29 protein-coding genes are annotated in these 26,919 nt (G+C 36.1%); 23 read left to right on the top strand and 6 right to left on the bottom strand.

The annotated features are described in order from the left end of the window. Positions 1-76: 76 nt before the first annotated feature. From recF to dnaA, 4 genes are all read right to left on the bottom strand, one after another. Positions 77-1,192, bottom strand: coding sequence for a DNA replication/repair protein RecF (recF, locus tag CD31_RS12295; protein WP_036077949.1), 1,116 nt, complete (start codon positions 1,190-1,192; stop codon positions 77-79). 3 nt (positions 1,193-1,195) lie between these two features. Beyond that, positions 1,196-1,420, bottom strand: coding sequence for a S4 domain-containing protein YaaA (gene yaaA / locus CD31_RS12290; RefSeq protein ID WP_036077947.1), 225 nt, complete (start codon positions 1,418-1,420; stop codon positions 1,196-1,198). A gap of 113 nt (positions 1,421-1,533) precedes the next feature. Beyond that, positions 1,534-2,670 carry a DNA polymerase III subunit beta gene (dnaN, locus tag CD31_RS12285; RefSeq protein ID WP_004233305.1) on the bottom strand — a complete coding sequence of 379 codons (1,137 nt, stop codon included), beginning with the start codon at positions 2,668-2,670 and terminating at the stop codon, positions 1,534-1,536. 169 nt (positions 2,671-2,839) lie between these two features. Next, positions 2,840-4,234 (bottom strand): chromosomal replication initiator protein DnaA, encoded by a 1,395-nt coding sequence (gene dnaA, locus CD31_RS12280; RefSeq protein ID WP_374116321.1) that lies wholly within the window; start codon positions 4,232-4,234, stop codon positions 2,840-2,842. 536 nt (positions 4,235-4,770) lie between these two features. On the opposite strand from dnaA, the gene rpmH reads away from it, so the two are divergent. From rpmH to CD31_RS12225, 11 genes are all read left to right on the top strand, one after another. Continuing rightward, positions 4,771-4,905, top strand: a complete 135-nt coding sequence (gene rpmH / locus CD31_RS12275) for a 50S ribosomal protein L34 (protein ID WP_004233310.1) — start codon at positions 4,771-4,773, stop codon at positions 4,903-4,905. Positions 4,906-5,004: 99 nt separating this feature from the next. After that, entirely contained in the window at positions 5,005-5,349 is a 345-nt protein-coding gene (gene rnpA / locus CD31_RS12270; RefSeq protein WP_004233316.1) for a ribonuclease P protein component, read from the top strand. Between the two features lie 373 nt (positions 5,350-5,722). Then, the gene (gene yidC / locus CD31_RS12265) at positions 5,723-6,493 is read left to right on the top strand and encodes a membrane protein insertase YidC (protein WP_016994934.1); all 771 of its coding nucleotides are present in this window, start codon (positions 5,723-5,725) and stop codon (positions 6,491-6,493) included. Continuing rightward, positions 6,490-7,293 (top strand): RNA-binding cell elongation regulator Jag/EloR, encoded by an 804-nt coding sequence (gene jag / locus CD31_RS12260; RefSeq protein ID WP_036077945.1) that lies wholly within the window; start codon positions 6,490-6,492, stop codon positions 7,291-7,293. Before yidC ends, jag begins: the two co-directional genes overlap by 4 nt. A 245-nt stretch (positions 7,294-7,538) precedes the next feature. Further along, complete coding sequence (gene mnmE, locus CD31_RS12255) at positions 7,539-8,924, top strand: tRNA uridine-5-carboxymethylaminomethyl(34) synthesis GTPase MnmE (protein ID WP_016994932.1); 1,386 nt, start codon at positions 7,539-7,541, stop codon at positions 8,922-8,924. A 27-nt stretch (positions 8,925-8,951) separates the two neighbouring features. Beyond that, on the top strand, positions 8,952-10,844 hold the full coding sequence (mnmG, locus tag CD31_RS12250; RefSeq protein ID WP_036077942.1) for a tRNA uridine-5-carboxymethylaminomethyl(34) synthesis enzyme MnmG: 1,893 nt from the start codon (positions 8,952-8,954) through the stop codon (positions 10,842-10,844). A 114-nt stretch (positions 10,845-10,958) separates the two neighbouring features. Further along, positions 10,959-11,675, top strand: coding sequence for a 16S rRNA (guanine(527)-N(7))-methyltransferase RsmG (rsmG, locus tag CD31_RS12245; protein WP_016994930.1), 717 nt, complete (start codon positions 10,959-10,961; stop codon positions 11,673-11,675). A gap of 179 nt (positions 11,676-11,854) precedes the next feature. Further along, a complete protein-coding gene (gene noc, locus CD31_RS12240) occupies positions 11,855-12,754 on the top strand; it encodes a nucleoid occlusion protein (RefSeq protein WP_016994929.1) in 900 nt (299 codons plus the stop codon). 224 nt (positions 12,755-12,978) lie between these two features. Continuing rightward, positions 12,979-13,740 carry a ParA family protein gene (locus CD31_RS12235; protein ID WP_016994928.1) on the top strand — a complete coding sequence of 254 codons (762 nt, stop codon included), beginning with the start codon at positions 12,979-12,981 and terminating at the stop codon, positions 13,738-13,740. After that, positions 13,733-14,581 (top strand): ParB/RepB/Spo0J family partition protein, encoded by an 849-nt coding sequence (locus CD31_RS12230; RefSeq protein WP_036077940.1) that lies wholly within the window; start codon positions 13,733-13,735, stop codon positions 14,579-14,581. Before CD31_RS12235 ends, CD31_RS12230 begins: the two co-directional genes overlap by 8 nt. Before the next feature lie 78 nt (positions 14,582-14,659). After that, a complete protein-coding gene (locus tag CD31_RS12225; RefSeq protein ID WP_036077938.1) occupies positions 14,660-15,373 on the top strand; it encodes a DUF554 domain-containing protein in 714 nt (237 codons plus the stop codon). On the opposite strand, the gene yyaC is transcribed toward CD31_RS12225, so the two are convergent. After that, positions 15,293-15,925: a spore protease YyaC gene (yyaC, locus tag CD31_RS12220; RefSeq protein WP_016994926.1), complete on the bottom strand. Its 633-nt coding sequence runs from the start codon at positions 15,923-15,925 to the stop codon at positions 15,293-15,295. The two genes, CD31_RS12225 and yyaC, sit on opposite strands and share 81 nt — an antisense overlap. A 91-nt stretch (positions 15,926-16,016) precedes the next feature. Here yyaC and CD31_RS12215 point away from each other — a divergent pair, with 91 nt between their 5' ends. From CD31_RS12215 to CD31_RS12200, 4 genes are all read left to right on the top strand, one after another. Next, entirely contained in the window at positions 16,017-16,889 is an 873-nt protein-coding gene (locus CD31_RS12215) for a mechanosensitive ion channel family protein (protein WP_016994925.1), read from the top strand. 1 nt (position 16,890) lies between these two features. Next, positions 16,891-17,091, top strand: coding sequence for a DUF951 domain-containing protein (locus tag CD31_RS12210; protein WP_004233342.1), 201 nt, complete (start codon positions 16,891-16,893; stop codon positions 17,089-17,091). Between the two features lie 96 nt (positions 17,092-17,187). After that, entirely contained in the window at positions 17,188-18,288 is a 1,101-nt protein-coding gene (ychF, locus tag CD31_RS12205; protein WP_016994923.1) for a redox-regulated ATPase YchF, read from the top strand. Positions 18,289-18,372: 84 nt separating this feature from the next. Continuing rightward, positions 18,373-19,413 (top strand): acyl-CoA dehydrogenase family protein, encoded by a 1,041-nt coding sequence (locus CD31_RS12200; protein WP_036077936.1) that lies wholly within the window; start codon positions 18,373-18,375, stop codon positions 19,411-19,413. A gap of 64 nt (positions 19,414-19,477) precedes the next feature. On the opposite strand, the gene CD31_RS12195 is transcribed toward CD31_RS12200, so the two are convergent. Then, entirely contained in the window at positions 19,478-20,047 is a 570-nt protein-coding gene (locus CD31_RS12195; protein ID WP_036077934.1) for a DUF3267 domain-containing protein, read from the bottom strand. Between the two features lie 176 nt (positions 20,048-20,223). Here CD31_RS12195 and rpsF point away from each other — a divergent pair, with 176 nt between their 5' ends. The 8 genes from rpsF (at position 20,224) to rplI (ending at position 26,914) form a co-directional block, all read left to right on the top strand. Further along, positions 20,224-20,511 carry a 30S ribosomal protein S6 gene (gene rpsF / locus CD31_RS12190; protein WP_016992320.1) on the top strand — a complete coding sequence of 96 codons (288 nt, stop codon included), beginning with the start codon at positions 20,224-20,226 and terminating at the stop codon, positions 20,509-20,511. A 43-nt stretch (positions 20,512-20,554) separates the two neighbouring features. Next, positions 20,555-21,124 carry a single-stranded DNA-binding protein gene (gene ssb, locus CD31_RS12185; protein ID WP_004233352.1) on the top strand — a complete coding sequence of 190 codons (570 nt, stop codon included), beginning with the start codon at positions 20,555-20,557 and terminating at the stop codon, positions 21,122-21,124. 40 nt (positions 21,125-21,164) lie between these two features. Beyond that, positions 21,165-21,401, top strand: coding sequence for a 30S ribosomal protein S18 (gene rpsR, locus CD31_RS12180; RefSeq protein ID WP_004233359.1), 237 nt, complete (start codon positions 21,165-21,167; stop codon positions 21,399-21,401). A gap of 425 nt (positions 21,402-21,826) precedes the next feature. Further along, complete coding sequence (locus CD31_RS12175) at positions 21,827-22,318, top strand: RNA polymerase sigma factor (RefSeq protein WP_016992318.1); 492 nt, start codon at positions 21,827-21,829, stop codon at positions 22,316-22,318. Beyond that, positions 22,318-23,070: a hypothetical protein gene (locus CD31_RS12170; protein WP_036077932.1), complete on the top strand. Its 753-nt coding sequence runs from the start codon at positions 22,318-22,320 to the stop codon at positions 23,068-23,070. The genes CD31_RS12175 and CD31_RS12170 overlap by 1 nt, the downstream gene beginning before the upstream one ends. A gap of 472 nt (positions 23,071-23,542) precedes the next feature. After that, positions 23,543-24,484, top strand: a complete 942-nt coding sequence (locus CD31_RS12165) for a YybS family protein (RefSeq protein ID WP_036077929.1) — start codon at positions 23,543-23,545, stop codon at positions 24,482-24,484. A gap of 13 nt (positions 24,485-24,497) precedes the next feature. Continuing rightward, the gene (locus tag CD31_RS12160; protein WP_016992314.1) at positions 24,498-26,471 is read left to right on the top strand and encodes a DHH family phosphoesterase; all 1,974 of its coding nucleotides are present in this window, start codon (positions 24,498-24,500) and stop codon (positions 26,469-26,471) included. After that, entirely contained in the window at positions 26,468-26,914 is a 447-nt protein-coding gene (gene rplI / locus CD31_RS12155; RefSeq protein ID WP_016992313.1) for a 50S ribosomal protein L9, read from the top strand. Before CD31_RS12160 ends, rplI begins: the two co-directional genes overlap by 4 nt. The last annotated feature ends 5 nt before the right edge of the window (positions 26,915-26,919 follow it).

Below are 26,919 nucleotides of genomic sequence, written 5' to 3'. Positions count from 1 at the left end.
CATTGTGTGTAAATGAATGAACAGTCAACCGAGCTGACTATTACCATTCTTTTTGTAATCTAAAAAACTACCCTGGCTAACTTCTTTCAATCGCACCTTGTTTCACGTGAAACAGTTGAGCCTGTTCCATCGTTTCATGGTGAATTCCTTCCACACTTGTGGTTGTAACAAAGGTTTGGACTTCACCTTGAATGGTATTTAATAAATGCGATTGGCGATAATCATCGAGTTCCGATAAAACATCATCTAAAAGTAGTATGGGTGTTTCATTTGTTTCTTGTTTAATTAATTCAATTTCAGCAAGCTTTAAAGACAATGCAGTAGTTCGCTGTTGTCCTTGTGAACCATAAGTTTGGACATCATAGCCATTTACTAAAAACTGTAAATCATCACGGTGTGGACCAACTAGTGTCACTCCCCTATCAAATTCACGTTCTCTCGCTTCTATTAATTTTTGATGTAAAGTATTTTCAATTTCACTAGTAGAGTGTTCTTTTTCTATACCAGCTACCGTACGATATTTTATAACCAGTGTTTCCTTACCTTGCGATATCCCTGCGTGTATGGGTTCCGCCCACTCCTGCAATAAATCCATAAATTGAAATCTTTTACGAATAATTTGGGTAGCAGCGTGAATATATTGTTCATTGTAGACCTCATACATCACATCATTTGACAAGGACTTGCCTTGGTTCATTTTTAAAAAATGATTACGTTGTTTTAAAACTTTTTGAAAGGTTAATAAATCATGTAAATAGACAGGCGAAATTTGCCCAATCTCCATATCAATAAAACGTCGGCGTATTTGCGGACTTCCCTTTACAACATTCAAATCCTCTGGTGCAAACATAACGACATTCATTTGACCAATATAATGACTAAGGCGACTTTGCTCTATATGATTTATCTTGCCCTTCTTACCTTTCTTTGTAATCGTAAGTTCGATCGGTAAAATACCGTGCCTTTTTTTAACGGCCCCTTCTATTTTACCATAGTCTGAATCCCAACGTATCAATTCTTTATCGTTCGTTGTGCGATGGGACTTAGCCATTGCTAAAACATAGATGGACTCCATAACATTTGTTTTTCCTTGTGCATTTTCACCAATGAAAACATTAATTTTTGGAGAGAAGTTTAAAGCTAAGGCATCATAGTTACGGTAATTTGTAAGTTTTATTTGCTCAATATACATAATTTATTGTCCAGTTGGTCCTATGATTTGAAAACGACCACATCCAGGAATATTTACAACATCTCCGTTACGTAATTTCCGACCTCGACGATCGTCTATTTCTCCATTTACATATACAGCATGTTCTTGTAAAAACCACTTGGCCACTCCACCTGAACTAATGGCATCCGTAATTTTTAAGAGCTGCCCTAACGTGATGAACTCCTCATCAATTTTAATGTCCTGCATAGTGTGTTCCCCTCCGAATACAGACTGTCTATCTCTCTATCATACCTAAAATTACGCCATAAGTAAAAAAAGATAGTCACTATGAGCGACTATCTTAACAGATCTTATGTTCTTTAGTAAGTTCGTACAGGTAAAATTAATTGTAAAATAGCATCATCATGAACGGAACGTAAAATAAACGGTCTCATTGCCCCAGTAAATTGAATAACTACATCTTGTCCATCAATTGCTTTTAATGCTTCCATCATATATTTTGCACTGAATGAGATTTTCAAACCTTCCCCTTCTAATGCTTCCACAGGAATTTCTTCTTGTACCTTACCGATTTCAGGAGAATTAGAAGAAACTTCAACTGCCTGGTTATCTAAAATTTCAAAACGTACAACATTATTTCGATCTCCTCTTGCAACAAGTGAGGCACGGTCAATAGCTTGTAATAAAGATTTTCCGTTAATCGTTACATTTGTTTGATATTCTTCAGGAATTAAACGAGTTGTGTCAGGATAATTTCCTTCCAGTAAGCGAGAGAAGAATAATACATCACCCGTTTTAAATAATACTTGCTGACTTGTAATAACGATTTGTACAAGGTTTGTAGAATCCTCTAATACTTTATTTAATTCATTTAAACTTTTCCCTGGAATAACTACACTATGTTCAACTTCTGGTAAATTTTCCAGTTGCACTTTACGTCTAGCTAAACGATGACTATCTGTTGCAACACAGATTAATGTTTCATTTTTGATCTGCCAGTTTACACCTGTCAACACGGGTCTACTTTCTGAAGTAGCAACAGCGAATACTGTTTCACGAATAATTGTTTTTAAAAGATCAGCCGGAATAGTAAATTTTTGATCTTCTGTAAGCTCTGGTAATAAAGGATATTCTGCTGCATCTGAGCCAATTAAATGGAATTCTGATTTTCCTGAACGAATATGTGTTTGGAAACCAGGTGTTACTTGGATTTCAACATCGTTTGTTGGTAATTTACGTACGATTTCATTAAACATACGTGCTTGTACAACAATTGAACCTGTTTCTGTAATGTGAATAATTTGTTGTCCATCTTCTTCTACTGGAATAAATGTTTGAATTGTTATATCAGCATCACTACCTGTTAAGCGGATACCTTCTTCTGTTACGTCAATTTTAATCCCTGTTAAAATCGGAATAGTTGTTTTTGAACTTACTGCTTTCATGACATCATTTAAACCCTCTAATAAACGGTCACGTAAAATATCAAATTTCATTCGTTTTCCCTCACATATTTATATTATTTATTTATATAAAATAAAAAGATATAGTAATAGGCCCTGTGGATTTGTGGATAAGTATATTTTTATGAATAAAATCAGTCTATCCACATGTAGATAGACTGTGTATAAGTTTGTGTTTAAATCGTTAGTTTGTCCACAGCAATTACTTGCCTAGCATACTACGAATTTGTTTAACATCTTGTTGAAGTTGAGCGTCATTTTTCAACATAGAAGAAATTTTTTCGTGTGCATGGATGACAGTCGTATGGTCGCGACCACCAAATTCTTCGCCAATTTTCGGCAGCGAAAAATCTGTCAATTCGCGTGATAAGTACATAGCGATTTGACGCGGAAAAGCTATTAATTTAGTACGTTTTTTGGCAGCGAAATCTTCCAAACGTATACTAAAATGTTCCCCAACTGCATTTTGAATGTCTAATATTGTCACTGTTCGCGGCTTTGAATTTGGGATGATATCCTTCAATGCCTCGGCAGCTAATGTCGCTGTAATATCCTTGTTTACAAGTGATGAGTAGGCAACGACGCGAATAAGCGCACCTTCAAGCTCCCTAATATTGGAGTCAATCTGGTTCGCAATATAAAGCATTACTTCATTTGGTACCTCTAGACCGTCTGCTTTTGCTTTTTTACGCAAAATAGCGATACGAGTTTCCAAATCGGGTGGCGCAATATCAGTTATTAACCCCCATTCGAAACGTGAGCGGAGCCGATCTTCTAAAGTTGGAATCTCTTTTGGAGGTCGGTCACTTGATATAACAATTTGTTTTGATTCTTCATGTAGAGTATTAAAAGTATGGAAAAATTCTTCTTGAGTTGATTCTTTTCCAGCAAGGAATTGAATATCATCAATTAGCAGTACATCCACATTGCGGTATTTATTGCGAAAATCAAGTGCTTTGTTATCACGAATTGAGTTAATAAATTCATTTGTAAATTTCTCGGATGATAAGTACACCACTTTAGCATTAGGATTATGCTCTAATACATAATGACCAATGGCGTGCATTAAGTGCGTTTTACCTAGCCCTACTCCCCCATAAATAAAGAAGGGATTATATGCCTTCGCAGGTGCTTCAGCTACAGCTAGCGAAGCTGCATGTGCAAAGCGGTTACCAGAGCCAATAACAAACGTATCAAAAGTATATTTCGGGTTTAACATACCTGGTGAAATATCATGATGTTCATTATTTTTTGCTTGGATAATCGGCGCTGGCAAATCAAAATCGTCCGAATCCTGGTTTTTTTGAACAACAAATTTAATAAGCAAGTCTTCGCCTGTTAGCTCCGTTAATATACCTGTAATCAAATGAATATAATGATTTTCAAGCCAGTCTCGAGCAAACGAATTGGGTGCAGCAATTGTCACAGTGGAGCCACTACCATTGTAAGATAGTAGCTTTGTAGACTTTAGCCACGTTTCGAAGCTTGGTTTAGAAATTTTTTGTTCAACTTGAGCCAGGACATTGTTCCATAGTTCTTCTAAATGTTCCAAGCTGCTAATCTCCTTTACAGTGTTCAATACAAAAAAAAATCGCATTTATAGAATTGTAAATACGTTCATTTTATAACTCGTCCACATAATCACAAGTTGTGGATAAAAGTTAACCAAAGGCTGTGATAAAAATTATCCACAGCATATTAACAGTTGTGGATAATTAAAATGTTCGTTTTAGTTTTCAACAAAGTGAAGCACAGTAATCGTATCAGAAAAACAAAGCTATTTCAATAGTTTGTGAAACTTATCCACATAGCTTACAGTTATGCACTTTAGAGTTGTCCACAAGCACTGCTTATGTGAGAAACCTGTAGATAATTGTTGTGGATAAAAAATAATGCAAAAAATACTATACACAACTCTGTGTAAAAAAAACAAGTACTCTGTGGATAAATATTTTTTATGTTTATGAATAAAACATAGATCCGAACACTAGAAAATTGAGAATAGAATAAATAGAAAGTTCGACTGTTTAAAAGAAATTTGTGAAATTCATTGACAAAATAACTAGATACTTTATATAATATTCGAGTCTGTATGTTGAAAAATTCAACTCATATCAGGAGGTGTCTATATAAATGAAACGTACTTACCAACCAAAAAAACGTAAGCACAGCAAAGTACACGGTTTCCGCGCACGTATGAGCACGAAAAACGGTCGCAAAGTTCTTGCTGCTCGTCGTCGTAAAGGAAGAAAAGTTTTATCAGCATAAAATAAGTCCACTGAGCCACATCAGTGGTCTTTTTTTCTTTATTTTTGGTAAACCTAGAAATGAGGATCAAAAGATATTATCTAATAGCAGGTGAAAGAAATGAAAAAACGCCAACGAGTGAAGAAGAATGATGATTTTCAAAAGGTGTTTAAAAAGGGTAAATCTTTCGCTAATCGTCAGTTTGTTGTTTATTTTTTAGTAAAAGAGGGACAAACGGAATTTCGTGTAGGTTTATCAGTTAGTAAGAAGCTTGGCAATGCGGTAACACGCAACCAAGTAAAACGCTATATTCGACAAAGTATTCATGAATTAAAAGATGATCTAAAGCCGAATATGGATTATGTTATTATCGCCAGACATCCGGCGGCCACTATGGATTTTCATGAAGTGAAACAAAGTTTGCAGCATGTACTACGAATCGCAAAGGTAATGAAAAAAGTGTAATGTATGCAACCAAGTGGTGAAATTCCGCCTGTACTGTTAGCAATAGAATAGAAAATATGTGATTTTGTTTACAATTATAAGTAAGGGAATTATACGCACAGGGGTATTTGTAGCGGGAGTTTTCGCTTAAAAATATGTAAAATTCACAACTTAACTTAGGAATAAATGTGTGTAGTTAGAATATTTAGTAGAGTGAATGTTATAGGCATGATAAAATAACTGATAACTTTATCTTCATCGAGGACTCTCAAAAGTGGACTGAAATTAAGATAAGGCTACTGACGGTTAAACGATTATGTGATAGGAAACTGTCAGTACAAAAAGAAGCATATAGAATAAGAAAAAGTGAATAGTAATTGTAGGGGGAAGAAGGTTGAAAAAACAACATTGGGTAATTTTGTCACTAGTAGCAGTAGCCTTACTACTTTCTGGTTGTACAGAATTCAATGAACCAATTTCCAAAGATAGCACAGGCTTCTGGAATGAATTCATTGTTTGGCCGTTGGTATCAGCGATAAAATACTTTGCTGATCTGCTAGGTACGTATGCATGGGGGATCATTGCCGTAACGATTATTATTCGTTTAGCAATCTTACCGTTGATGATCAAACAAACAAAGAGTTCTAAAAAGATGCAAGAAATTCAACCAAAATTGAAGGAACTGCAAAAGAAGTATGCTTCTAAGGATGCTCAGACACAACAACAATATCAGCAAGAAATGATGAAGTTAATGAGTGAATCTGGAGTAAATCCACTTGCAGGATGTTTACCAGTAATCATTCAAATGCCAATTTTAATTGGTTTCTATCATGCAATAAATCGTATGAATGCTACATCAACATTTGATTTAGGGAATTTCTTTATCTTCCCGTTAGCAGATCCTGCACCAGCATTAGCTATTACAGCAGGCTTAATGCAATTTATCGTTTTACGTACAGGACCAGCAATGGATAATCCTCAAATGAAAATCATGATGTATATTATGCCATTCATGATTATTGGTTTTGGTATGGCCTTACCAGCTGCATTATCACTATATTGGGTAATCGGGAATATTATTTCGATTCTCCAAAACCTGTTTATTTATAAACCTTGGAATAAAGATAAAACACAACCTGCTCAAAATGGAGGGGCTAAAAAGTGAAACAACTTACGCAAATAGGCGCAACAACACAAGAAGCGATCTCATTGGCGTTACAGAAACTTGGCAAAACCCGTGAACAAGTAGATGTTGAAGTTTTACAAGAAGGTAAAAAAGGATTTTTCGGTTTTGGTGCACGTTCTGCAGAGGTACGTGTAACAGTAAAAGAAGTTCAGGTTCCGACAATTGAAGGCGACAGTGCTGAATCGCAGGTAGAAACTCAATTAAATGAACCAATAGTAGTAGATGATGTTGAAACACTAAGTTCACAAGTTTCTGAACAGCCAAGTGAAATGGAAGAAATTCAACAAGTCGTTAAAGCACAAGATGAGGATGCTGACGCATCAAACCCAATTGAAGAGGCAAAGGATTATTTAATTAGTATTGCTGAACAATTGGCTATTCATGATCTTGAGATTGTTACGACACGCGAAGGGAAATATGTATTATTTCAACTGAAAAGTGAAAAAGCTGCACTGCTTATAGGGAAACGAGGTCAAACATTAAATTCCTTACAGCAATTAACGCAACTCGTATTAAATAAAAGCGCAAAGCAGTTCTTAATGGTGAAACTGGATGTAGAAAACTATCGCGAGCGTCGACAAGTAGCTTTAGAATTACTTGCGGATCGAATGGCGGATAAAGCATTACGCTTAAATCAACGTGTGGCATTTGAACCTATGCCGTCTTACGAACGAAAGATAATTCATAATCAATTAGCAAATCGTCTAGATCTTGAAACGTATTCAGAAGGTACAGAGCCTAATCGTTATTTAGTAATTGAACCAGTAAAAAATAATTAGATTTTTTCTTATAATCATACAGACAATATATTTTGAAAGGTCATTTTATCTTTAGGATAAAATGGCCTTTTTTAATGAAACATAGCAAATTTTGTCGAAAATATGATTAGCGAAAAATTGCTTTTATCCACATTTGGAAATGATCCTTACTTTAGATTTTGCTGAAAATATGTTAGTCTAAGGTGTTAGTAAGTATTGGTCGGTTTTGATTATCCACATGTGGATAACGTTGAGGAGGTCATTAAATGGAGTTCGATACAATTGCTGCGATATCCACACCGATGGGTGAAGGTGCCATAGCCATCGTTCGTTTAAGTGGGGACGAGGCAGTGACGATTGCAGATAAAATATTCAAATCACCTGGGGGAAAAAGTTTAACAACAAAAGATTCGCACACTATTCATTATGGACATTTAGTCGATCCTAAAACTAATGAGGTAGTAGAGGAAGTAATGCTATCACTGATGCGTGGCCCCAAAACATTCACGCGTGAGGATGTAGTGGAAATAAACTGTCATGGTGGATTAGTTTCAGTCAAGCGCGTGTTGCAACTTGCTTTAACAAATGGAGCAAGATTAGCTGAGCCAGGTGAATTCACAAAACGTGCCTTTTTAAATGGACGTATTGATTTATCACAGGCTGAAGCAGTAATGGATTTGATAAGAGCTAAAACAGATCGTGCGATGAATGTTGCTTTGGGTCAAATGGATGGAAAATTATCGAGACTTATTGGTGATTTGCGCCAAGCTTTACTAGAGACATTAGCCCAAGTAGAGGTTAATATAGATTATCCAGAGTATGATGATGTAGAAGAAATGACCGTACCTGTATTAGTAGAGAAATGTACATGGGTAAAAAATGAAATTATAAAACTTTTGCAAACATCTTCTCAAGGAAAAATTTTGCGTGAGGGATTATCAACAGTTATTTTAGGTCGTCCGAATGTAGGGAAATCTTCACTTTTAAATAGCTTAGTACAAGAAAATAAGGCCATAGTGACAGATATTGCAGGGACTACTCGTGATATTATAGAGGAGTACGTCAATGTCCGAGGTGTTCCACTTCGTTTAGTGGATACAGCGGGTATTCGGGAAACAGAAGATATTGTTGAACGAATTGGAGTAGAACGCTCGCGGGAAGCTCTTCGTGGAGCTGATTTAATTCTGTTTGTATTAAACTATGCAGATGAGTTAACTGCTGAAGATGAGCGTCTATTCGAAACAATTGAAGCGATGGATTACATCGTCATTATCAATAAAACAGATTTACCGCAAAAAATTGATTTAGCACGTGTCAAGGAATTAGCTGGTGAGCATCGCATTGTAACAACATCTCTGCTACAAGAGGAAGGTATTACAGAGCTAGAAGAAGCCATTGCTGCACTATTCTTTGAGGGACAAATCGAAGCGGGCGATTTAACATATGTTTCAAATGCAAGACATATTGCCCTTCTGCACCAAGCGCAAGCAACGGTCGAAGATGCAATAGCAGCTGCACAGGGTGGTGTACCAGTCGATATGGTACAAATTGATGTAACAAGAACATGGGAAATACTTGGTGAAATCATTGGTGATACTGTTCAAGAAAGCCTCATCAATCAACTATTTTCTCAGTTCTGTTTAGGAAAATAATTTTCAGAAAGAAAGGACGGTACGAGCATGCCAACAAAATATGAGGCAGGCACGTTTGATGTGATCGTGATTGGCGCAGGTCATGCAGGCTCAGAAGCTGCACATGCAGCAGCTAAAATGGGCGCTAACACATTAATGCTAACAATCAATTTAGATATGATTGCATTTATGCCATGTAATCCATCAATAGGTGGCCCTGCCAAAGGAATCGTCGTACGTGAGATTGACGCTTTAGGTGGCGTCATGGGAAAAGTGATAGATAAAACACATATACAAATGAGAATGTTGAATACAGGAAAAGGTCCGGCAGTACGTGCATTACGTGCACAAGCGGATAAAGTTTTATACCAACAAGAGATGAAACGTGTGTTGGAGGAAACTGAAAACTTAACAATCCATCAAGGAATGGTTGAAGAGCTGATTATTGAGGATGGGGAAGTAAAAGGGGTCATTACACAAATTGGTGCCGTTTATCGTGCTAAAACAGTTGTCGTGACAACAGGTACTTTCCTACGTGGTGAAATCATTATTGGTGATATTAAATATTCAAGTGGACCTAATAACCAGCAACCATCAATTCGCTTAGCTGATAATTTAAAAGAGCTTGGTTTTGATCTAGTTCGATTTAAAACAGGTACACCACCACGTGTGAATAATCGTACAATTAACTATGACAAAACAGAGATTCAACCAGGAGATGATGTTCCACGTGCATTTAGTTTTGAAACAACTGAATTCATCATGGATCAACTACCTTGCTGGTTAACATATACAAGCCCTGAAACACATGAAATAATTGAAGCAAATTTACACCTTTCACCTATGTATTCAGGAATGATTAAAGGAACAGGTCCACGTTACTGCCCATCTATTGAAGATAAAGTAGTGCGTTTTAATGATAAGCCGCGACACCAAATTTTCTTAGAGCCAGAAGGCCGTAATACGCGCGAGGTATATGTTCAAGGTTTGTCAACAAGCCTACCAGAGCATGTTCAAACACGTTTACTAAAATCTATACCTGGCTTAGAGAATGCTGAAATGATGCGTGCTGGTTATGCTATTGAGTACGATTCAATTGTGCCAACACAATTATGGCCAACATTAGAAACCAAACGTATTAAAGGCTTATATACAGCTGGTCAAATTAACGGTACATCTGGCTATGAAGAGGCTGCCGCACAAGGCTTAATGGCGGGAATGAATGCTGCTGCTAATGTACTAGGTAAAGAGGAATTGATTTTAAGCCGTTCGGATGCTTATATTGGCGTTTTAATCGATGACCTAGTGACTAAAGGAACAAATGAGCCATATCGCTTATTAACATCTCGTGCAGAATATCGTTTACTATTACGTCACGATAATGCAGATCTACGTTTAGTAGAGCTAGCTTATAAAATGGGGATGATTCCACAAGAAAGATATGCTAGTTTCAATGAGAAAAAAGAGCTGATTGAAAATGAAATTGCACGTCTTCGTGAAGTCATTATTAAGCCAAATGAAGCTACACAATCTGTTATTCGTTCTGTTGGTGGTAGTGAATTAAAAGACGGTATTCGTGGCGCAGATTTATTGAAACGCCCTGAAATGCATTATGAGTTAATTTCTTCTTTAATTCCTGCAGAAATTGAATTGACGGATGAAGTGAAAGAACAAATTGAAATTCAGCTTAAATATGAAGGCTATATCGAAAAAGCATTGCAGCAGGTAGAGAAACTCCACAAAATGGAAAACAAAAAAATCCCTGAGAATATTGATTATGATGCTATTTCAGGTTTAGCAACAGAAGCGCGTCAAAAATTAAAACAAGTTACACCACTGTCTATTGCGCAAGCCTCTCGTATTTCTGGTGTTAATCCAGCTGATATTTCAATTCTGCTTGTTTATATTGAACAAGGTAAAATTGCGAAAGTAAGCAGCTGATCATCAACAACAGTAAAGTGAATAAGAGGCGGGCATACCATTGTGCCCGCTTCCTATTTTTAAGGCTATACTATTAGTTGGAGTTGTATAGCTAGATAACAAAGGAGACTTTCCATGAACGAACAACAATTTATTGAGGCTCTGAAAGAGAAAGGTATCGAACTTTCTGATATGCAAATTGCTCAATTTAAAAAGTATTTTGAATTACTTGTTGAGTGGAATGAAAAGATGAACTTAACCGCTATAACAGATTTAGAAGGCGTATATTTAAAGCATTTCTTCGATTCAATTAGTCCTTCATTTTACTTTGACTTTTCAAAAGTAGTAACTGTTTGCGATGTTGGGGCAGGAGCTGGTTTTCCAAGTATCCCAATTAAAATCTGCTTCCCACATTTACAAGTTACAATTGTCGACTCATTAAATAAAAGAATTACCTTTTTAAATCATTTAAGTGATGAGTTACAATTAGAGAATATGCATTTTGTACATGCTCGAGCGGAAGAGTTTGGCCAAAATTTAAAATACCGTGAACAATTTGATGTGGTAACGGCACGTGCTGTAGCTCGTTTATCAGTTCTAGCAGAGCTATGCGTACCTTTAGCAAAACAAGATGGATATTTTGTTGCTTTAAAAGCCGCAGCTGGAGCAGAAGAATTAAAGGATGCTAAAAAAGCTTTAACAACATTAGGTGTTAAACTGAGAGAGGAATTTTCTTTCAAGCTACCTGTTGAAGAAAGTGACCGCATTTTATATATATTTGATAAAATAAAAGGAACACCGAAAAAATATCCGCGTAAGCCAGGTGTACCAAATAAAACACCGATTCAATAATTAGTGTTTCATGTGAAACTTCTCAAAGTGGAAAATATTTTTTCTATTTTGAGCATACATACTAGTTATGGATGGTTCACGCAAAAGACATCTATGAACTATATACATTTAAAGAAATATAATAAATAATAATAGAATGACACAGAGCAAGATAGTTACTTAAAGGTGGTGCCACTTGGATGAAAAGTCCTTTTTCACGTTTTTTTGGAGGCGGCAGTAAAACAGAGCCTATTGTGAAAAATGAAGTAGAACAAGCAGAGGCGGTTCATGCAGCGGAAGAAGTCATAAAGTTGCCTATTGATCAAATTGTACCTAACCGTTTTCAGCCACGTACTATTTTTGATGATGAAAAAATTGAAGAATTATCAAGAACCATTCATACACATGGTGTGATTCAGCCAATTGTTGTACGTAAAACATCAGAAAATCAATATGAAATCATCGCTGGTGAGCGTCGTTATCGAGCGATGAAAAAGCTACAATGGACAGAAGTCCCTGCTATTGTACGTAATTTAACTGATAAGGAAACAGCTTCTATTGCGTTAATAGAGAACTTGCAGCGTGAGGAGTTAACTGCAATTGAAGAAGCGGTAGCCTATCAAAAATTATTAGAGCTTCATGAGCTAACACAGGAAGCTCTTGCCCAAAGACTTGGAAAAGGACAATCCACTGTAGCCAACAAATTACGTTTATTAAGGCTGCCAGATGAAGTACAGCAAGCTATTTTGAAGCGACAAATATCTGAACGACATGCACGTGCATTAATTGCTATTAAAGATCAACCATTGCAATTAGAAATTTTACAGCTAGCAATTGATAATGATTGGAATGTGCGACAGCTAGAGGAGCACATTCAGGGTATATTACATCCTGTAGCTGACGAGCAGGAAGAAACAATCCCAAAAAAAGCGAAGCCAAAACGTAAGGCCATAAGTAAGGATGTGCGTATTGCTTTGAATACCATCAAACAGTCGTTAACGATGGTAACAAAAAGCGGGATTACGGTGAAAACTGAAGAAGAAGATACAGAAGAATACTATCAAATTACAGTGAAAATTCCTAAAAAGAAAAAAGTATAGTAAATTATTTTAGAAAAGTAATATATGGATCAAATTCATCACTGTACAGGGGAGATATCTCAGAAGGTTAATTGAGATGTCTCCTTTTTTGTATATATTCTTAATATTTTATACAACTCTCTTCATTTTTTTTGATAGAATGAAAGTTAGATAGCGGATTAAATAGTGATTTTACAAATGATTTGTCAAAGTAAACTTTGATAGATGAAAGCAGGTGCTTTTAAATGGGTAGAATTATAGCAATCGCCAATCAAAAGGGTGGCGTAGGTAAAACAACAACTTCGGTCAATTTGAGCGCTTGCCTAGCATACTTAGGTAAGAAGGTGCTTTTAATTGATACTGATCCGCAGGGGAATACAACAAGTGGACTTGGTATTAATAAAGGAGAGATACAGGGTTGCATTTATGATGTGCTCATTGATGATGAAGATGTTCAAAATGTCATTCAAAAAACAAAGGTAGAAAATTTATCTATCGTGCCGGCAACAATCTCGCTTGCAGGCGCAGAAATTGAATTGGTTTCCACTATTTCAAGAGAAGTACGTTTAAAACATGCTCTACAAAATGTGAAAGAAGATTTCGATTATATAATTATTGACTGTCCACCATCTTTAGGGCTTTTAACAATCAACGCGTTAACAGCTTCAGATGCGCTCATTATCCCTGTACAATGTGAATATTATGCATTGGAAGGGTTAAGTCAATTATTATCAACAGTTCGCCTCGTTCAAAAGCATTTGAATCAACAGCTTTACATCGATGGCGTTTTATTAACAATGCTGGATGCACGCACAAACTTAGGCTTGCAAGTTATTGATGAAGTGAAAAAATATTTCCAAGATAAAGTATATAAAACAATAATTCCTCGTAATGTGCGATTAAGTGAGGCACCAAGTCATGGTCAACCAATTATCACTTATGACGCAAAATCTAGAGGTGCAGAAGTTTATTTAGAGATGGCGAGGGAAGTGATTAAAAATGGCTAAAGGTCTAGGGAAGGGTATTGGTGCATTATTTCCAGGAGAGTCTTTAGAACACAGTGGGCAAGTGGAAGAAATCCAATTAGATTTAATTGTTGCGAACCCATTTCAGCCTCGTAAAATTTTCGATGAAGAAAGTTTACAAGAATTAGCTGATTCTATTAAAGAACATGGGATTTTGCAGCCAATTGCCGTGCGTAAAAAAGCACGCAAGTTTGAAATTGTTGCGGGTGAGCGTCGTTACAGAGCTTGCCTATTAGCTGGCCTCGAGGTTATTCCTGTCATTATAAAAGAGCTATCAGATGCACAAATGATGGAGCTCGCTATTTTAGAAAACCTCCAACGTGAGGATTTAACTGTAATTGAAGAAGCTGAAGCCTATCAGAGTTTAATGGAAAACTTACATTTAACACAGGAAGAGTTATCGAAGCGACTAGGAAAAAGTAGACCACATATTGCAAATCATGTTCGGCTACTAGCCTTACCAGAAGATGTACGTAAATTGATGAATGATGGAACATTATCGATGGGGCAGGGACGAGCATTACTCGGCTTAAAAAATAAAAGAAGAATATCAGAAGTGGCCAATAAGGTAATAAATCTAGGATTGAATGTACGTCAAGTTGAATTATTAGTGCAAAACTTAAATGAAGAAGTTTCACGTGAAACAATCCCACCTAAGAAAAAAGATATCTTTGTAACTGCAAAGGAGTCACAATTACGAGATTACTTTGGAACAAATGTTCAAATTAAAAAAACAAATAATAAAGGGAAAATTGAAATTGAATTTTATTCTGAAGATGATTTAGAACGTATATTGGAAATATTAAACATACAGGAAGAATAAAATAATATTCCTATAACTTAATCAGAGCGCCAAGCAAACAGGCGCTCTCTATTTTTTAGAGAGAAAGAAGGCTTAAGTGTGGTATTACTAGGAGCATTGATAAATGCTTTGTTAATTATAGCAGGAGCATTAGTAGGGCGGATTTTTAAAAATATCCCTGAATCTATGAAATCTACGGTCCTATCTATTATTGGTTTAGCCGTCACATTATTAGGGATAAAAATGGGCTTTGAAAGTGATAATTTTATTATCTTGGTAGTAAGTTTAGTGGTAGGTACAGTAATAGGTGAGTGGTTAGATTTAGATAAACAAATGAATCGTCTTGGTAAATGGGTAGAGAGTTTATTTCATACGAAACGGGATGACCAAAATCAAATTAGCATAGCAGAGGGCTTTGTCACTGCCTCACTAATTTTTGTTGTAGGATCAATGGCTGTTATTGGTGCACTCGATAGTGGTCTTCGTAATGACCATAATGTCCTCATTACAAAAGGATTAATAGATGGATTTACATCCATTATTTTAGCATCCACATTAGGTATAGGTGTACTGCTATCCGCTGTACCTGTCTTTGTTTATCAAGGATTAATAGCTCTTTTTGCAGGTGTTATAAGTTCCTTTATCCCTGATGCCGCATTACAAATGTTCATTACAGAAATGACGGCAGTTGGCGGGGTTATGATTATGGCAATAGGGTTAAACATTGCGGGCTTAGCTAAGATCAAAGCTGCTAACCTGCTGCCAGGTATCGTCATTGTTGGTATTATGGTGGCTATCTTCTACATTTTTTAGTGAATAACGATGAGCAGCCAGTAATAATGCTCTTGAAAGCTTTTCAGCCATTGCATAAGAAATATGAAGTCTTGTATTTTGTAAAACAAGCATCTCCATAAATCCTCCAATATTGACGATTCCTTTCACGGAAATGTCTCCAATTGGGGGTAATTCTTTTTTTACAGCTTTTCCAGGGAAGATAGGGCCACTTTGAACTGAAATATGACCAACATTTTGCTCACTGCCAAGACAGGCATCAATCGCAATAATGAATGGTTTTGTAGTATGATTGTGTAGCTGTTGCATTGTAGAATCTAAGTTTAGAGCATGTAAAGGGTCTTCTAAGGAACCTACAATTTCATAAGGAAAACTAACAGATTTTTTTAAAAAGCTACCAGTTAATGGCCCAAGTGTATCACCCGTACAACGGTCACTGCCAATACAACAAAAAATTAGTCTTTCATGATGAAACGGTATATGTTCTAAAAATAATGTACTTAATTGCCAAACAGCATTTTTACTTTCGTGATGAAGGGAATAAGGTAGTAACAAATTTGGTATAGTATTCATAAAAAAACTCACTTTCTTTTTATTTTTAGAAGTGCTCAATTTTTATGCAGTATACGCAAATTTTTAGCAAGTTATTCAAGAGGTGGTAATGATGGAAAAGAATAAAAAGTTAATGGAGAAATACTGGGACAAGCTCACATCTGAGGAACTTTGGGAGCAAGTGATTGATGCATCTATAGAAATTTTGCTTATTCTATTAGTATCGTGGATAGCTGTAAGATTAGGTAAAAAATTTATTAAAAAAGTGTTTTTAATCCGAATGCGTTCACCATTAAGCCACTCAGAGCGACGCCAACGAACAATTTCAAGATTATTACAAAGCGTGATTTCCTATGTCGTTTATTTCTCTGCAATTATTGGTATTCTTTCTTCCTTAAATATAAAGGTAGCAGGTTTATTAGCGGGTGCAGGAATCGTTGGTTTAGCAATAGGCTTTGGTGCTCAAAGCTTAGTAAAGGATGTTATTACAGGATTCTTTATTATTTTTGAAGACCAGTTTGGTGTAGGAGATTATATAAAAATAAATGCTGCAGAAGGTACGGTTGTAGAAATTGGCTTACGTACAACAAAAATTAATGGTGGTACAGGTGAACAGTTCATTATTCCCAATGGAGCTATAGGCGAGGTCGTCAATTATTCTGTTAACAACTCCAAAATTTTTATAGATTTACAAATGTCCACAGATGCTGATTTTGAAAAAGCAGAAGGGGTTATTAATAAATATTTAGAGACATTACCTAAAATGCATAAAGAATTAATTGCAGCTCCAGTATTTTTAGGTGTACAAAATGTTAAGGGGACAGAAGTAACCATTCGTATAGCCGCTGAAACATTACCGCAGCAACAATATGGAGTAGCACGTACCATACGTCGTGATATTACGAAACTCTTTGAAGAAAATAATATACCAATGGTCTATCCAAAAATGATGTTCTATGGCAAAGATGAGGGGAGAAGTGAGTAAGATGGAAGCAAAAAAATTTGGTTTAAATGATATTGTTGAAATGAAAAAACAACATCCATGCGGTACCAATAAGTGGAAAATTATTCGTATGGGGGCGGATGTACGTATCAAATGCGAAGGATGTCAGCATAGTGTCATGATTCCACGTCGTGAATTTGAGAAAAAAATGAAAAAGGTTTTATTCTCTGCCGATGAGTCGTAAACCAGGCATATTAGACTTTTTCTGAGTGAATCAATATAATAGATAAGGTTATAGAAGAGAAAATTTGAACTGAGTATAGAAAGGTTGTGTCCATTCATGGCATTAACAGCTGGAATCGTTGGTTTACCTAACGTTGGAAAATCAACATTATTTAACGCAATAACAAAAGCGGGTGCATTGGCTGCAAACTATCCATTCGCAACGATCGATCCAAACGTTGGTATAGTTGAAGTACCGGATGCACGTTTAGATAAATTAACAGAATTAGTGGTACCGAAAAAAACTGTGCCAACTGCATTTGAATTTACAGATATCGCTGGAATTGTTAAAGGTGCTTCTAAGGGTGAAGGATTAGGAAATAAGTTCCTAGCTCATATTCGTGAAGTAGATGCAATTTGTCAGGTAGTACGTTGTTTTGTAGACGAAAACATTACTCACGTTTCCGGAGCAGTAGATCCAATTGATGATATTGAAGTGATTAATCTAGAGCTTGCATTAGCTGACTTAGAATCTGTGGATAAACGTCTACAACGCGTTAGCAAAATGGCGAAACAAAAAGATAAAGAGGCTATGATAGAAGAGCCAGTACTTCTAAAAATTAAAGAGCAACTAGAAAACGGTAAACCAGCTCGTGCGGCTGAGCTATCAGATGATGAATTGAAGGTAATTAAAGGTCTTCATTTGCTAACAATTAAACCAATGCTTTATGTAGCAAATGTTTCAGAAGATGAAGTAGCAGATGCTGATAACAACGAATATGTGAAAAAAGTACGTGAGTATGCTTCAGCTGAAGGTGCTCAAGTTATTACTATTTGTGCAAAGATTGAAGAAGAAATTTCTGAGCTTGATGATGAAGAAAAAGCTATGTTCTTAGAAGAATTAGGAATAAAAGAATCTGGTTTAGATCAACTAATTCGTACTTCTTATGATTTATTAGGACTAGCTACTTACTTCACTGCAGGTGTACAAGAGGTACGTGCATGGACGTTCCGTAAAGGAATGAAGGCACCACAATGTGCAGGTATTATTCATACTGACTTCGAGCGCGGCTTTATTCGTGCAGAAACAGTGGCATATGATGATCTTCTAGAGGCAGGTTCTCAAGCAGCAGCTAAGGAAGCTGGTAAAGTACGTCTTGAAGGTAAAGAATATGAAGTACAAGATGGCGATATTATGTTATTCCGCTTTAATGTATAAAAACTAACAAGGGCAATCTAAAATGGTTGCCCTTTTTCGATTGTGTAGTTATCAGAATTTTTAGTGTATGGAGGCGACTTATGAATGAATGCTATGCACATTAAGGAACGTGGTTTAGAGTTTGAACAGCTGGGAATGCTACCACAAGATGTTTTAGATTATATTTATGAACAGCAATTATTCAAATTGTTCACTTCAAGAGATTTAGGTGGTAAGGATTTAGATTTTGTAGAAGGTGTAAAGGTATTCCAGCAGATGTCTGCGCTTGATGGCAATTTCGGATGGCTCATTACTATTGGTACAGGTGGAAACGCATTTATTCCAACATTCAGTAAGAAAGTTTGTGAAAAAATCTACTCTCCTAAAGAAGCGGTTATAGCAGGTAGTGGATATCCAACGGGGATAGCTGTAAAAACAAATGGCGGCTATTATGTAACAGGGCAATGGAAGTATTGTAGTGGCTCTAATTATGCTTCAACATTTACGATGAATTGCTTTATTGAAGAGGATGGTATCAAAACAGATAAAATTATTAGCTGCTCAGTAAATCCACATGATGTTGAGATTTTGAACGATTGGTCTGCAATGGGCTTGAAGGCAACAGCTAGTCATACAATTCGTGTAAACAACGTTTGGGTGCCACAGGAAGCTACTTTTCAATTAGGGATCATTAGAAATGATTATGGTAATTCAGTACATAGCTTTCCATTCACCACTTTTGCGGAGGCTTCCTTTTTAGGGGTTTGTCTTGGGCTTACAGAAAATTTTTTAGAAGAAGCTTTTGCTTTAATGAAGCAACGAAATCATGATGGAAGCAGAACTGAACGAATTGGAGCCTTTCAATTTTTATGGATGCAGCAGCACAAACGTTTCAAGCAATGCGAGGAACAGTTTTATGCAACATTATCTGTCTATTGGCAACAGCATCAAAAGGGTGAACAATTAACAGAAGTGGAATTATCACAATTTACACAAATGGCTAAGGATATAGCAGCTGCTTGCTTAGAAATAGCGAATAATTTAATACGCAATCTCGGTATGGATGCTATTACAGAAACATCAACGATTAATCGTATTTGGAGAAATTTATATACAGCAGCTCAGCATGGATTTTTAACTCCTTAAAATATAAATAGAATCTGTAGTTCATTTTTAATCTACAGATTCTATTTAATTATGTAGTCTTAGTTTATTGATCATCCTTTTCCTGCGATAGATAAACATACAGTTTTGGTAATTTAGGGTCATCCTGAACGATAGCATGACGAGGATATTTCCGTAGCTCTTTATACATAGCAAAATCGCCTACAGCTCCAGCTATTAATACCGCTCCAATCAAGATTAAAACGGTACTGTTAAGATAAAACCCAACGATGGTTGGGAGTACACCAGTCGTCCAGAAGGGCAGTAATAGAGCTTTTTTCATAGCATGGTTGGGAAGAGGACGCTCAGTAGTTGCATAGGCAACACCCTGCTCTAAATTTACACCATATTTCAAAGCTTTAAAGGGGACTCTGCCAAAAATCATAAAACCAATTAAATGAAAAGCCTCGTGTAGGATAATAAAAATTATATACAGTACCACAAATAGTGCTGTGCCACCAATCATGTTCCAAAAAGAAAAATGGAAATCTTTAAAGCAAATATATTGGATGGCAACAAATAATATGACAAGACCACTTGTAATCACAAAATTGTCGATCATTAACTTTTTTAAATCTAATTCGATAACGATTGGCTCCTGATCGTTGGATAACATGAAGGCACTCCTTTCATAGAGAATGAAATATACTGTCATTATATAACGAATTATTAGTTTGTGACTTGAAAGACAAGTACCTATATGTTACAATTCATTGATGTGAGTAATAATTAATTACTTGCTCCTTGCTCCCTTAATTAGGAGAGCCTAAGTCCATAAGGAGGTGTAAACAGATGAGAAAATACGAATTAATGTACATCGTACGTCCGAACATTGAAGACGAAGCGAAGAAAGCTTTAGTTGAACGTTTCAACGAAATGTTAACTTCTAACGGTGCAGAAGTCATCGAATCAAAAGAGTGGGGCAAACGCCGCTTAGCTTATGAAATTCAAGACTTCCGCGAAGGTTACTACCAAATCGTAAAAGTAAACGCTACTTCAGATGCAATCAACGAGTATACACGTCTTGCTAACATCAGCGAAGACATCATTCGCCACATTGCAGTTCGCGAAGAAGCTTAATTATTAATTTTTTACAAAACGCTGAAAAGGAGGTTGTATTCTGATGATAAACCGTGTCGTATTAGTTGGAAGACTAACAAAAGATCCTGAGCTACGTTATACACCGAATGGAGTTGCGTCTACAAGATTTACAGTAGCTGTAAATCGTGCATTCTCAAATCAACAAGGTGAACGCGAAGCTGATTTCATTAGCTGTGTTGCTTGGCGAAAACAGGCTGAAAACCTAGCGAACTTCATGCGAAAAGGAAGTTTAATTGGGGTAGAAGGTCGTATCCAGACAGGCAGTTATGAAGGACAAGACGGTAAGCGAGTATACACAACAGATGTTGTGGCGGATAGCGTACAGTTTTTAGAACCCCGTAATGGTAGCGGTGCTCCTGCTCCTCAATATGGTGGTGGACAAACTTACGGTAATAACCAACCGTCATATGGCGGTGGTCAACCACAACAACAGTTTGGTGGCGCTATGCCAGGGCAGGGTTCCTATGGCGGCGATTCTTATCAGCAAAATCAACCACCTATGAATCAGCCAAATTATACACGTGTAGATGAGGATCCATTTGCTAATAGCAAAGGGCCAATAGAAGTATCTGAGGATGATCTTCCATTCTAATACTTCCAAATGATAAAAAAAGAAAAGGAGGAGACACACTATGGCACCACGTCGCGGAGGCCGCAAACGCCGTAAAGTTTGCTACTTCACTTCAAACAATATTACGCACATCGACTACAAAGATGTAGATTTATTAAAAAAATTCATCTCTGAGCGCGGTAAAATTTTACCACGTCGCGTAACTGGCACAAGTGCAAAGTACCAACGTAAATTAACTTCAGCTATTAAAGTATCTCGTATTATGGGATTACTTCCATTCGTAGCAGAAGATAAATAAAATTTATTTATTAATAAAAGCACAACGAGGTTTTCATAACCTTTGTTGTGCTTTTTTTATTTATACTACTTTCCTAAATATTGTCAAATAGCACTTGGAGAGGATATTACAGGGGAACAGTTTCTGCTTGGGTTGAATTTACTTTCAAAGGTAAAATTATTTCAAGCTCACCTATTTGGTGGGCTTGTTTTATTTATGGAGAACGATAGATAGGGCAGAGTATCAACGATAGGTACCGACATTCTTATCTACTATTGCAAACGAATTACACAATTTAATATGGTTAGATTCGGATATAAGTCTAATGTTTTTCCAATTTTTAAGCACTGATCAGTTTTTAGGTAAGATTATTTTCTAAAATTATTTTATATAAAATGTCACCAAATGGTATCTTCATGTGTGTTATAAGTGAAAGGAGTTGATGGATGTTGCAACAATTAGTTTGGTCGAACGAACTAGATATAGAACGAATTGTTGATAAATATGGAAATATGCTTTTTAGAATGTGTCTTGTTATTCTATGCAATGAGAATGATGCAGAGGATGTCGTACAAGACACTTTTATTACCTATCTAACTAAATCTCCACCATTTAACGATTCAGAACATGAGAAAGCATGGTTGATTACTATTGCTACAAATCGTTGCAAGAATATGAGAAGGTACAATATTATTCGTAAACATATGGATATCAATGATTTACAACTATATTGTAAGGATGATGAAAACTATGGTTTAATTGAACATCTTATGAGATTGCCAAATAAACATAAGATTGTCTTGTTACTTTATTATGTAGAGGGCTATAAAGTAGATGAAATAGCAAAAATACTTGGCATTACTACTTCAGCAGTTAAAAAGCGATTACAACGTGGAAGAGAGCTTATTCGAGAAAAATATCGAAAGGAGAATGAATGATGAACTTTGATAAGATTAAAGAAGCTGTTAATACTATTGAAATGCCAAAAACTATGAAAAATCGTGTGAAAAAGAATTGCAATATTATAGAAAAGAAAAAAAATTTTAAAAGGCGGATTTCTGTAGCTTGTGCATTTGGATTCCTATTGTTAATTATGATAGGTATTCCGTTTTTCAATAATAATGGAAACTTTCAAGTCGCAAATTTTACAATCACAGCTTATGCATTGAGTGATGATGGGAATCAGCCAAATACCAAACTTTCATCAGATAAAGCTACTTTTGAATTATCAACTGAAGCTAGAGGTAGTACAACTGATATAACTGGAGATGCAGCTAATTTTATTTTTACAAAGCTTATGCTAAATATAAGTGGAGAACATATCGACTCAATCACTTATACCATTAGTAAAGGCAAGTTTATAGAGGATGTTACACTTACAGCTAAAGAATATGCAGACAAAGACTGGTTATTATCAAAAAAGATATTTATGATTGGAAGTTCGCCTGGTTCAGATATATACGATGGTACAAAGGAAATTGGAAATACCTATACAGTTAAGTATAATGAACAGGATAAATATAAATATTCTATTGCAATTCCTCATGATGGCAATTTGGTAATAGATGACGACATAATAATCAAAGTCATTGTAAAATATACAGATGGAAGCTCTGAACAACAAGAAATTGTTGTAACTCAAGAATCAAATTCTATAAAATCAAATTCTATTTCATTAAAGCTTAATTAAAATAATCGAGATGATAATACTACTGTACAAAGCTAAACCATCCAAAAATAGTTCATTCTATACTAAATTGGGCATGCCAAATAACCTTTCAAACTTCTATGTTTGGAAAGGCTTAGGCTCTTTAGTTATACTTTTAACTAGGCTAGATCTACCGACGTAAATTAACTTCAGCTATTAAAGTATCTCGTATCATGGGATTACTACCATTCGTAGCGATAAATAAGATTGATGACGTTAAGGTAACATACCTTACATCAATTTTGAATACCAGCATATTACGATATTCGTATCGGGTATGCTGGTTTTTTGTTATGGTTAAAAGGGAATTACCAGCTACTTTGGTAAACGCTTGAATTAAAATTGAAAAAATAATGACAATGTACTTAGTGATCTAAGTGATTTTTGTTCAATGCTATGAAAAAATGGTACAATAAAGGGTAGTAAGTTTGACTGAAAAAAAGGAAGGTTTTCAATGCCGAATAATCAAACAAAAGCGCTTGTACAAGGCTCAATGATGGTTGCACTGTTTACAATTTTAATGCTAATTTCTGCATATGTACCATTCATCTTTATAGTAGCTTTATTATTCGCTCCACTGCCGATTGCTTGGTATAGCGCAAATTACAAGCGTTCCACATCAATACTCGTAGCAATAGTAGGCTGTATCCTAACCACTATAACGAGTGGGATATCCATGCTGCCATTTGCCTTTATTTTAGGGTTAGTAGGTGTCGTTATGGGTAACGCCATTTATTTGAAGAAGAGTAAGCTTTATTTATTTATGTCCACGGGGATTGCTAATCTCATCTCGATGGCAATCGTTTATATTGCCTATGTAAAGCTTTCAGGAATTGACTTCATTAGCATGAGTTTAGAGATGGCACGTAAAAATTATGAGCAATCTAATGAATTTGCGAAGAATGTAACAGGTCAAGTAGCCATAAATCCAGAACAGCTTGAGGCAATGTTTAAAACAATTGAACTGACTATGCCTGCAACGATAACAATTTCAGCATTTTTTGCTGCATTTATTATCATTACAGTAAATTTACCAGCTCTAAAACGACTAGGGGTAGATGTTCCAAAATTTGCTCCGTTCCAAAATATGAGATTACCACGCTCTATTTTATGGTATTACATGATTGTGTTATGCATTAATTTATTCATGCGTCCAGAAGCTGGTTCTACGCTAGATATCATTGTATTAAATATTTCTTATATTTTATGGTTGTTACTCATTCTACAGGGAATATCTTTTATCCATTATTTTATCTCGAGAAAAGGGATGCCAAACGGAGTTAAATGGGTAGCTACTTTGTTAGCGATTCCGCTATCATCGTTTATGATCTTACTCGGTATTGTTGATTTAGGTTTTGACGTACGTTCACTTGTAAAGGGGAAGACTAAAGAATAAGGGGCTGATTGTAATGGGGACTTTTAGAAAACGACCAATTCGCTATCCGCTTTTTGTTCTTTCCATATTTGGAACTGTGACGTTCGTGCTTCTATGTATTTGGAATATCGGGATAGGTATCGGTTATGGTGTAGGTTTTGTTTTACTGATGGCCTACACATGGAAGGTAGAGAAAATAGCTTTTGAGGAAACAGAAAAGCATATTGAATCTATTTCCTTCCGCATGAAAAAAGTAGGAGAAGAGGCATTGCTTGAAATGCCAATTGGAATACTTCTGGTTAATGAGCAATATGAAATCGAATGGTCTAATCCATATATGCAGGGCATTTTAAATATGGAATCATTAGTTGGAGAAGGTATTGTTAATATATCTGATGACATCTATGTATTAATGAAGACCGAGGAAACAAATGAGGCTACGATTACACTACGTGATCGGAAATATCGTGTTTATTATAAAAAAGAGGAACGACTACTGTATTTCTTTGATATAACTGAGCAGATTGCCATAGAAAAGCAATACTATGCAGACCGTACAGTAATTGCGATTTTGTTTGTTGATAATTACGATGAAATCACGCAAGCCATGGACGATCAACCACGTAGTTTAACCAATACAATGGTTACGTCAATTGTCAATGAATGGGCTGCGGAGCATGGTGTGTTTGTCAAACGGATTTCATCCGATCGTTTCTTAGCAGTATTGAATGAATCCATTTTAACGGAGCTAGAAAAGAAAAAATTTGCGATATTAGATACCATTCGTGAAAAAACAGCTCAAAAGAATTTATCGTTAACATTAAGTATAGGGGTAGGAGCTGGATCATCCTCATTAGTGGAGCTTGGCGAGTTGGCACAATCGAGTCTTGATCTTGTATTAGGACGGGGTGGAGACCAAGTGGCGATAAAGCAACCTACTGGTAAACTTAAATTCTATGGTGGAAAAACAAATCCAGTCGAAAAACGTACACGTGTTAGAGCGCGCGTTATTTCACATGCATTACGCGATTTAATTCAGGACAGTGACCAAGTGTTTGTTATGGGACATAAAAATCCTGATATGGACTCCATTGGTGCGTCTGTAGGTGTACGGAAAATGGCACAAATGAATGATGTAAAGGGTTATGTCATTATCAATTTTGATGAATTAAATGGTAGCGTTACACGATTAATGAATGAAATAGAGAGTAAATCAGATTTCTATGAAAATTTCCTTACACCAGAGGAAGCCGCTGGTAAAATGACTGAGAAATCGTTACTCGTTATTGTTGATACACATAAGCCAAATTTAGTAATTGATGCACACCTATTGAAATTGGCTGAAAAGGTGGTTGTAATCGATCATCATCGTCGAAGTGAGGACTTTATCGAAAATCCTACACTCGTTTATATGGAGCCATATGCGTCGTCCACTGCTGAGCTAGTGACAGAGTTACTAGAATATCAGCCGAAGCGTGCAAAAATTAATATGCTAGAAGCTACTGCATTACTAGCAGGTATTATCGTTGATACCAAAAGCTTTACACTTCGAACAGGAGCACGTACATTTGAAGCAGCTTCTTATTTACGAACGAATGGTGCCGATACAGTATTGGTCCAACGTCTCTTGAAGGAGGATGTGGACACCTATATAGAGCGCTCCAAAATTGTCCAAACAGTGAAGTTCGTAAAACCAGGAGTAGCTGTTGCTGTAGGTGAGGAATCAAAAGTGTATGACTCCGTCTTAATTGCGCAAACAGCAGATATTTTATTAACGATGAAGGATGTTAGTGCATCCTTTGTCATTGCACATCGAGCAGATGGAAAAATTGGTATAAGTGCACGATCACTTGGCGAGGTCAATGTACAGCTAATTATGGAGAGGCTTGGCGGCGGTGGACATTTAACGAATGCTGCCTGCCAAATAGATGCTAAATCCATCGATGGTGTGAAAAAACATTTAGAAGAAGCCATAAATGAGGTCTTTGAAGGGAGTTCTGACGTATGAAAGTAGTATTTTTAAAAGACGTTAAAGGAAAAGGAAAAAAAGGTGAAATTAAAAACGTAGCGGATGGCTATGCACAAAATTTCTTAATTAAGAATGGCTATGCAGCGGAAGCAAATGCGCAAGCTTTAAGCCAAATAGAGGGGCAAAAGAAATTAGAGGCTAAAAATGCTGCTGCCGAATTAGCTGAAGCACAAGCATTAAAGGAAAAAGTAGAAGCACTCACAGTTGAGCTAAAAGCAAAATCAGGTGATGGTGGTCGCTTATTTGGCTCAGTATCTACAAAGCAAATTGCTGATGCATTACAAAAAGTGCACGGCATTAAAATTGATAAACGTAAAATGACTTTACCTGAGGGAATTCGTTCACTTGGCTTTACAAATGTTCCTGTAAAACTACATCATGAAGTATCAGCAACGTTAAAAGTACATGTAACGGAAGAATAAGGAGC

Origin of the sequence: Lysinibacillus boronitolerans JCM 21713 = 10a = NBRC 103108, assembly GCF_000772935.1 — a bacterium.
Classification (GTDB): Bacteria; Bacillota; Bacilli; order Bacillales_A; family Planococcaceae; genus Lysinibacillus; species Lysinibacillus boronitolerans.
This window is presented reverse-complemented; position numbering and strand designations above follow the sequence as displayed.